This window comes from Duganella callida, from assembly GCF_004614165.1.
Classification (GTDB): domain Bacteria; phylum Pseudomonadota; class Gammaproteobacteria; order Burkholderiales; family Burkholderiaceae_D; genus Rugamonas; species Rugamonas callida.
This window is the reverse complement of sequence record NZ_SPVG01000259.1, coordinates 1-7,910: the sequence shown is the minus strand read 5'-3', so window position 1 is coordinate 7,910 and position 7,910 is coordinate 1. Positions and strand designations below refer to the sequence as shown.

The window sequence follows — 7,910 nt, the reverse complement described above, 5'->3', positions numbered from 1 at the left end:
CCGCGGCGGCCGCGCCCTTGTTGTAAACCACACCGGCCGACATTCGGACATTGGGTCGCGCGCGACCCAATGTCCGAATGTCGGCTCTGACCCCGACTTAAAACATGCTAAGATTTGGCCTATGATCGCCCAAGCCCTCTTTACTCCTGCCCAGCAAAAATTGCTGGGCTTGCTGTTTGTACGCGTGAATCAAGGATTTCACTTGAACGAGATCATGCGGCTCACCGGGCTGGGCAGCGCGTCGGCCCAGCGCGAGCTGAAACGGCTGCATGAGTCGGGCGTGATCGTCTCTGAACGCATCGGCAATGTGCGCCGCTTCCGGCCCAACAAGGATTGCATCGTCTACGGCGAGCTGGCCGGGCTGGTCAAGAAGACCTTCGGCCTGGTCAGCGTGCTCAACTCTGCCCTGGCGCCGCTGCAGCATGTGCTGAACGTGGCCTTCGTCTATGGCGCCACCGCCAAGGAGCAGGAGCATATGGATACGCCGGTCGAATTGCTGCTGATCGGCGATAACACCAGCTACGGCGAGCTGCTGTCGCGCTTGCCCGTGGCCGAGCGGCTGTTGCGGCGCAAGATCAATCCCAATCTGTATTCGATTCCCGATTTCAAGCGCCGCCTGCGCGAGCAGCAGCCGTTCATCCTGGATGTGCTGCGCGGCCAGAAGATCTATGTGCTCGGCGATGAAACCGATCTGGACAAAGTCAGCGGCGAGGAGCTCAGTCAGCTCGCCGGGTAGTTGACGCGCCGCGGGAACGACAGCGCGAAGCGGGTGTATTGCCCGGCCTGCGACTCGCAGCGGATGTTGCCGCCAAACGCGGTCAGCACGCGCTGGCAGAACGCCAGTCCCATGCCGGTGCCGCCGCCGTGATGGCGGGTGCTGTAGAACGGTTCGAACACGTGCGGCAGCACGTCGTCCGGGATGCCGGAGCCGGTGTCGGTGACCAGCAGCTGGCGATCGGCCAGCAGGATTTCCACCTCGCCGCGGCCGGCCGCCTTGATCGCGTGCATGGCGTTCTTGAACAGGTTGTACAGCACGTACACCAGCAGCACGTCGGAGCCGAAGAAGGTGAAATCCTCGCTGCCGCGCACCCGCACCTTGTCGCGCATCGCGCTTTCGAACGGATAGCTGGCCAGCGCGTCATCCACGCATTTCTTGACGGAGTGATCGGCGAAGTCGCTGCGGTCCAGCGCACCCGCGCGCGCCGACGCCAGCATCATGTCGACGATGAAGCTGGAGCGGCTGATTTCGCTCTCGATGTGTTGTCCCAGCCGGCTCAGGTATTGCAGCTGCGGCAGCGACAGTTCCTGCCGGATCAGGCCGTGCTCGAGCGCGCTCTGATACCCGGTCATCAGTTCCGGCAGACAGCGCGACAGCATGCGCGACTGGTTGCGGATGGTGGCCAGCGGCGTGCGCATCTCATGCGCGATGGTGGCCGCCACTTCCAGCGGATCGGCCAGCAGGTTGTGGCGCACCATGGCTTGCGCGATCAGTCCCAGGCTGGTGGCGACGAACAGCACGCCCGGCGGGTAGAACTGCAGGCCGTAGTTGCACAGGTAGTCGACCGAGGCGAAGAAATAGATCAGCATGCTGATCAGGCAGTAGCGCAGCCGGGTCTTTTCGGTCGACACGGCCTGCCGCTGGCGCCGGTACAGCAGCCACAGGCCGCGCCCGACCACCACGCCGGTCTGCAGCAGGTGCAGCGGGTGCAGCGGGCCGGCCTTGGGGTAATAGCCGAAGAAATACCGATACAGCCCGGCGACGATCCAGTCCGTGCTCAGCAGGACCACCCCCAGCAGGCCGGCAATGGCATAGGACAGCGCCACGCGGCGCCGTTCGCCGCGCGATGCCGTCAGTTCGGCGACGAAGTGGTAGAGCGTGGTCGGCAGGAACAGGATCAGCAGATAACCGAGTTTGGCCACGGACAGCGCCTCGTGGGCGTCATGCAGCTGGAACAGGATGGCCCAGGTGAACTGCCAGCAGAAGGTGGTAAAGCACAGCAGGAAGAACGTCAGGCTGATGCGGTTCACCCCGCGCGATTGCAGGACGTAGGCGCCGTAGCATAGAAACAGCAGGGATACGACGGCCGGCAACAAGGAATGCATAGGACGATCCCGTGATTTGACGATGTTGTCGCAAGTATTGCGCGCGCCGTAGCGCTTCGCTTGAATATCGCAAGCTTGTTTGCGACAAATCAAACTTCCGCCAGACCAACTCCCTAGTAGTGAAATGGCCCGGTTGCCGGGCGTTCACTCACTCAAGGAGAATCATCATGCTGATGCAAGTCACCCCACAAACCTTCACCCACTCGCTGACCGCCTATCTGAAGGATTCGAATGCCTACGGCAACACCTACTTCGCGCGCTATTTCGAGTGGCAGGGCATCTGCCGCGAGAAATGGTTCTACGAGTGCATCTCACGCGATATGCTGCAGCAGGATGGGGTATTCATCACCAAGCACGCGCAGCAGGATTATCTGCAGGAGACGTTCCCGTTCCAGGAAATCGCGTGCGAGTTGAACACCTACGATGTGAAAAAGTGCTCGTTTTGGCTGGAGTTCCGTTTTTACTCCGGCGGCAGGCCGGTCGCGGTGGGACGCCAGCAGATCGTGTTTGCCAGCCATGACCGCAAGATCAAGGCGCTGCCGCCCGCGGTGATCGCGCTGATCCAGCAGTATGTGAAATAAGGGGAGGCGGGCCGCCCTGGCCCGCCTTTTTCGGCTTAGTGTTGCGTCGCGATCCAGCGGTCGACTTTCTCTTCCAGCAGGGCCAGCGGCAAGGTGCCGTCGCCCAGCACCACCGCGTGGAAGGCCGGCAGGCTGAACTTGTCGCCGAGCGCCTGTTCGGCGCGCTTGCGCAGTTCCTGGATCTTCAGCGAACCGACCTTGTAGCCCAGCGCCTGCGCCGGCCAGGCCATGTAGCGCTCGGTCTCGCTCTTGGCCACCACATCGTAGCCCAGCGTGTCCTTCATGTACTGGATGCTTTGCTCGCGGCTCCAGCCCTTGGCGTGCATGCCGGTGTCCACCACCAGCCGCACCGCGCGCAGCAGTTCGTCGTTGAGGTGGCCGAAGTACTGGGCCGGATCGTCGAACAGGCCCATTTCCTTGCCCAGCGTTTCGGCGTACAGCGCCCAGCCTTCGGTGTAGGCGTTGTTGCCGCCGTATTTGCGGAAGTTGGGCAGGTTCAGTTCCTGCATCAGCGCGATGTGGAAGTGATGGCCCGGCTTGCCTTCGTGCAGGAACAGCGTGGTCATGCCGGTGCTGCCGTATTTGGCGGGATCGTTGACCACCGACCAGAACACGCCCGGACGCGAACCGTCGCCGGCCGGCGCGGTGTAGTGGTCGGACGCGGTGGCGCGGCTCAGCTCGGGCTCGAGGCGCAGGTCCAGTCTGGCCTTGGGCTGCAGCGTGAACATCAGCGGCAGCTTGGTGTCGAGCACGTCGTTGAGCTTGTGATAGACGGCCTGGACTTCCTCCTCGGTCTTGAACGGATAGAATTTCGGCTGCGCCGCCACCCATACCGGCAGGCCGGCGGCCGGGCCGGTGTAGCCCAGTTTCGGTCCCAGCACCTCGAACTGGCCCTGGATGCGCGCCACTTCCTTCAAGCCGATGGCGTGGATCTCTTGCGCCGTCAGCGTGGTGGTGGTGGCGTTGGCGATGCGCGCCTGATACCAGGCGGCACCGTCCGACAGCGCGCCCAGGCCGGTCGAGGTGCGGCAGGCCGGGATGTATTCCTTGTCCAGGAAGGTGGCCACGCGCGCCAGCGCCGGCATCAGCTGGTCGTGGATGGTCTTGCGGTAGGCGGCCGTCAGGCGCTGCTTGTCGGCGTCGGCGAACGACGCCGGCAGCTTGGTGATCGGCGTGTAGTAGATGCTGGCTTCCGGCGTGGCGCTCACCAGCTTCTGGAACTGCGGCAGCGCGGAAACCATGATGGCTCGCGGCTGCGTGATGCCTTTCCTGATGCCCACGCGCATATTGGCGATGGCCTGGTCGATCCACGCCGGCAGCTGCGCCACGCGGCTCAGGTAAGCATCGTATTCCTTCACGGTGGCGATCGGCTGCGACGCTTCGCCACCCGCATAGTTGGCCAGCGTCACCGGCACGCTGTCCATCTGGTTAATCGGCAGCAGGTGCTCGGGGAAGCGTTCCATGGCGAGCAGGCCGCGCAGCTCGTACTGCAGGATGTCGTAGTTGAGGCGGCCTTTGACGTCGAGCTGGTGCGGGCTGATCTTGCTCAGGCGCTGCGCGAACTGGCGGTACAGCTTGAACTGCGCGGCGCGCCTGGCCGGCGCGATGCTCAGGCCCAGCTGGTCGTCGAAGCGGTTGTCGCCGTTCTCGGTGGCGCCGATCGGCTCGAAGCGGGCGACCGCGTCATAGTATTGGTCGGCGATGGCCAGCACGGCCTGATTGGCCGAGGCGGCCACTTCGGCGCTGACCTTGCCGGCCGGTGCGGCGGCCTGGGCCATGGGGGCGAAAGCCAGCGCGACGGCGACGGCGACGGGAGCGTAAAGGGTACGGCAAGACGTCATGGGCTTAATCCTGGAAGGCAATAAAGTTGGCCGCTAGCATAAGCCATCAGGCGCCGCCCGCGCGACAAATTTTGTATCAGGCCGCCGTTTCGGTGAAGCGGCTTGCATACAGCGCCGCCACCAGGTCCGATTGCGTGACGATGCCGACAAATCGCTGCTCTGCATCGACGATGGGAATGTGATGGAAGCCCGAGTCCGCCATCAGCGGCACCAGGTCCGAGATCGGCGTGTCGACGCGCGCGGTGGTCGGGCGGGCGCTCATGATCTGGCCCACCACTTCGGCTTTTTCGGTATGGGTGACGCCGCTCTTGCGCAGGAAGCGCCGCAGCTGTTGGCGGATGCTGCCGTAGTCGTCGAGGCCGCCATGTTCGAGAAAGTCGGTCTGGGTGACGATGCCGATCACGCGCCGCGCGCGGTTCAGCACCGGCAGCGCCGCCACGCGGTGCGCGCGCATCGCCGCCCAGGCTTCGCCCAGCCCGGTGCCGAACTCGGCGCTGACGATGTCGCGCGACATGATGTCGGCGCAGCTGATGATGCCGAAGCGGCGGTTGTAGGCGCGCTGCTCGGTCTGCAGGAACAGCGCTTCGAGGTCGTCGCGGCTGATGTCCAGCACCTGGTTGTACTGCTTGAGCACGGCGTCCAGGTCTTCCGGCTTGAAGCCCAGCCGCACGGTCGGCACCGCGTCCCCGGTGGCGTGCGGGTTCGGATGCGCCAGCTGCTGGGTGTGTGGATAGCGGCGGCCGGTCAGGTTGTTGTAGGCGATGGCCATGGCCACCAGCAACACGGAATCGATCAGCACGGTCAGCAGCACGAACTCGAAGCCGGCCGCCTGCACGGCCGCGCCGCCGATGACCGTGGTCAGCGCCACCGCGCCGCCGGGCGGGTGCAGGCTGCGGGTGACGAACATGGCGCCGATCGCGCCGCCGCACGCCAGGCCGGCCAGCAGCGGCAGCGGCACGCTGTCGCCCAGCAGCCGCACCAGCGCCATGCCGACCAGGCCGCTGATGACATTGCCGCCGATGACGGACCAAGGTTGCGCCAGCGGGCTGGCCGGCAGGGCGAACAGCAGCACCGACGAGGCGCCGATCGGCGCCACCAGGAAAATCGACATGCCGGCGCGGGCCAGCAGCAGGTGGCCGACCAGCGCGGTCAGCAGGATGCCGAGCAGGGCGCCGGCGGCGGCGCGCGCCTGTTCTTTAGCGTTGGCATTGGTGGGGCTGGGCAGCCAGCGGTCGAGGAAGGCGCGCATGACGCTTTAACAAGTATTCAGAATGGAACATTATCGCACGAACGCCCTTTATTGGTGCGCTACCAGCCCGAGCGGCAGGGAAGTGGTGATCTTGATCTGTTCCATGGAAAAGGCTGACGACACGCCGGTCAGCTGCACCGACTTGATCAGCTTCTTGTAAAAGCGGTCATAGCCCTCGATGTCGCTGGTGACCACCTTCAACAGGTAATCGACGTCGCCGCTCATGCGGTGGAATTCCTGCACTTCCGGCAGCGCCGCCACGGCGGCGGCAAAGCGCGCGAACCACTTTTCGTCGTGCTGGGTGATGCGGATGCTGACGAACACCGTCACCGGCAGGCCGACCTTGCGGCGGTTGATGATGGCCACCCGGCTCTCGATATAGCCCTCATCTTCCAGCCGCCGCAGCCGCTTCCAGCATGGGGTGGAGGATAAACCGACCTGCTCGCTCAACTGGGCGACCGACAGCGTGCCGTCCCGCTGCAAGGCGTCCAGGATGGCGTAATCGTAGCGGTCAAGTTGATTCATTCTGCATTTCTCACGATATTGGCATATTCATGCTGCATCATATGCCGTAGCGCGGCATTTTGGTACGACTATTTCAGCGCGCTTGCGTAAGCTATACGGATGACTACTGAAATCTATCTCGACAGCAATGCCACCAGCGTGGTGCTGCCCGCGGCCATCGCCGCCGCCACCGACGCCATGGGCCAGCGTTATGGCAATCCCAGCAGTACCCACGGCGCCGGCCTCAAGGCCAAAGCCATCCTCGACGACGCCCGCGCCCGCGCCCACCGCCTGCTGGGCGCCGGCGACGGCCGCCTGATGTTCAACAGCGGCGCCACCGAAGGCATCCAGACCGCCGTGCTGTCGGCGCTGCTGGCGCTGCGCGAGCGTCGCGACGCCGGCGCGGCGATCGGCACGCTGCTGGTATACGGCGCCACCGAGCACAAGGCGGTGCCGGAAAGCCTGGCGCACTGGAACCGCCTGCTGGGCCTGAATCTGCGGCTGCACCAGCTGCCCGTGAACGGCGACGGCGCCCACGACCTGGCGGCGTTGCGCGCCATCGCCGGCGAGGCGGGCATGGTGTGCACCATGGCCGCCAACAACGAGACCGGCGTCATCAGCGACCTGGCCGGCATCGAACAGGTGCTGGCGGCCAGCGGCAGCCGCGCCTACTGGATGGTGGACTGTGTGCAGGCGCTGGGCAAGCTGCCACTCGCGCTGGCGTCGACCCGCATCGATTACGCGCCGTTTTCCGGCCACAAGCTGTATGCGCCCAAGGGCGTCGGCATGCTGTACGTGCGCGCCGGCGCGCCGTTCACGCCGCTGATCGTGGGCGGCGGCCAGGAAACGGGCCAGCGCTCGGGCACCGAGAACATGGCCGGCATTGCCGCGCTGGGCGCGGTGCTGGCGGCGCTGGAGCGCGGCGACACCTTCCGCACCCAGACCGAGCTGTGCGGTTTCCGTGCGCGCCTGGCCGACAGTCTGCGCGCCGCGCTGCCGGGCGTGGTGTTCAACAATCCGTTTGAAAAATCGTTGCCGACCACGCTGAACTTCGCGGTGCCCGGCTTGTCCAGCCGCGAGCTGATGGATGTGTTCGACGCGGCCGAGATGCGCGTCAGCGCCGGCAGCGCCTGTTCGTCGTCCAAGGCCGCGCCCAGCTATGTGCTGGATGCGATGGGCCTGCCGCTGTGGCGCAGCGCCGGCGCGATCCGCATGTCCTTCGGTCCGCTGGCGGACGAGGCCACCATCAGCGCCGCCTGCGCCCGCATCGAGCGTTGCGGCGCGGCCCTGCGCGCCAGCTGCCTGATCCCGTCCGACCACACCGCCGTGCCGCACGACGGACTGCTGCAGCTGGGCGTGGAGGGCGCGTGCAGCTGGCTGCTGCTCGACGCCGCCAGCCGCAGCGGCATCGTCATCGATCCGCTGCCGGAACACCTGGCGCGCATCGAGGCGTATGTGCGCGGCCAGAATTACCAGGTGGCGGCCATCGTCTGCACCGTGCCGGACGCCACGCGCGGCCTGCTGGCGCAGGCGCTGGGCCGCCACCTCAACCGCAGCGACACCGATGCCTATGGCTGGCCCGCCAACGCCGGCGGCATCACGCTGGAAGGCGGCGCCGCCGCCGGCGCGCTC

At 65.6% G+C, this 7,910-nt stretch carries 7 protein-coding genes; 3 read left to right on the top strand and 4 right to left on the bottom strand.

The genetic code is table 11. The features are described from left to right. The first annotated feature begins 202 nt into the window (after positions 1 to 202). Entirely contained in the window at positions 203 to 736 is a 534-nt protein-coding gene (locus E4L98_RS26830) for a helix-turn-helix domain-containing protein (RefSeq protein WP_229257596.1), read from the top strand. Here E4L98_RS26830 and E4L98_RS26825 read toward each other — a convergent pair. Next, on the bottom strand, positions 721 to 2,103 hold the full coding sequence (locus tag E4L98_RS26825) for a sensor histidine kinase (protein ID WP_135204597.1): 1,383 nt from the start codon (positions 2,101 to 2,103) through the stop codon (positions 721 to 723). The two genes, E4L98_RS26830 and E4L98_RS26825, sit on opposite strands and share 16 nt — an antisense overlap. Positions 2,104 to 2,270: 167 nt before the next feature. Here E4L98_RS26825 and E4L98_RS26820 point away from each other — a divergent pair, with 167 nt between their 5' ends. After that, positions 2,271 to 2,684 carry an acyl-CoA thioesterase gene (locus tag E4L98_RS26820; RefSeq protein WP_135204596.1) on the top strand — a complete coding sequence of 138 codons (414 nt, stop codon included), beginning with the start codon at positions 2,271 to 2,273 and terminating at the stop codon, positions 2,682 to 2,684. 35 nt (positions 2,685 to 2,719) lie between these two features. Here E4L98_RS26820 and E4L98_RS26815 read toward each other — a convergent pair whose 3' ends face one another. The 3 genes from E4L98_RS26815 to E4L98_RS26805 all read right to left on the bottom strand — a co-directional run bounded on the left by E4L98_RS26815 (position 2,720) and on the right by E4L98_RS26805 (position 6,299). Next, on the bottom strand, positions 2,720 to 4,525 hold the full coding sequence (locus tag E4L98_RS26815; protein WP_135204595.1) for a DUF885 domain-containing protein: 1,806 nt from the start codon (positions 4,523 to 4,525) through the stop codon (positions 2,720 to 2,722). A gap of 76 nt (positions 4,526 to 4,601) precedes the next feature. Further along, on the bottom strand, positions 4,602 to 5,774 hold the full coding sequence (locus tag E4L98_RS26810) for an HPP family protein (RefSeq protein WP_135204594.1): 1,173 nt from the start codon (positions 5,772 to 5,774) through the stop codon (positions 4,602 to 4,604). A gap of 48 nt (positions 5,775 to 5,822) precedes the next feature. Further along, complete coding sequence (locus E4L98_RS26805) at positions 5,823 to 6,299, bottom strand: Lrp/AsnC family transcriptional regulator (RefSeq protein ID WP_135204593.1); 477 nt, start codon at positions 6,297 to 6,299, stop codon at positions 5,823 to 5,825. 99 nt (positions 6,300 to 6,398) lie between these two features. On the opposite strand from E4L98_RS26805, the gene E4L98_RS26800 reads away from it, so the two are divergent. Continuing rightward, positions 6,399 to 7,910, top strand: a 1,512-nt coding sequence (locus E4L98_RS26800) for a cysteine desulfurase family protein (protein ID WP_135204592.1), incomplete at its 3' end; no start/stop codon positions are given.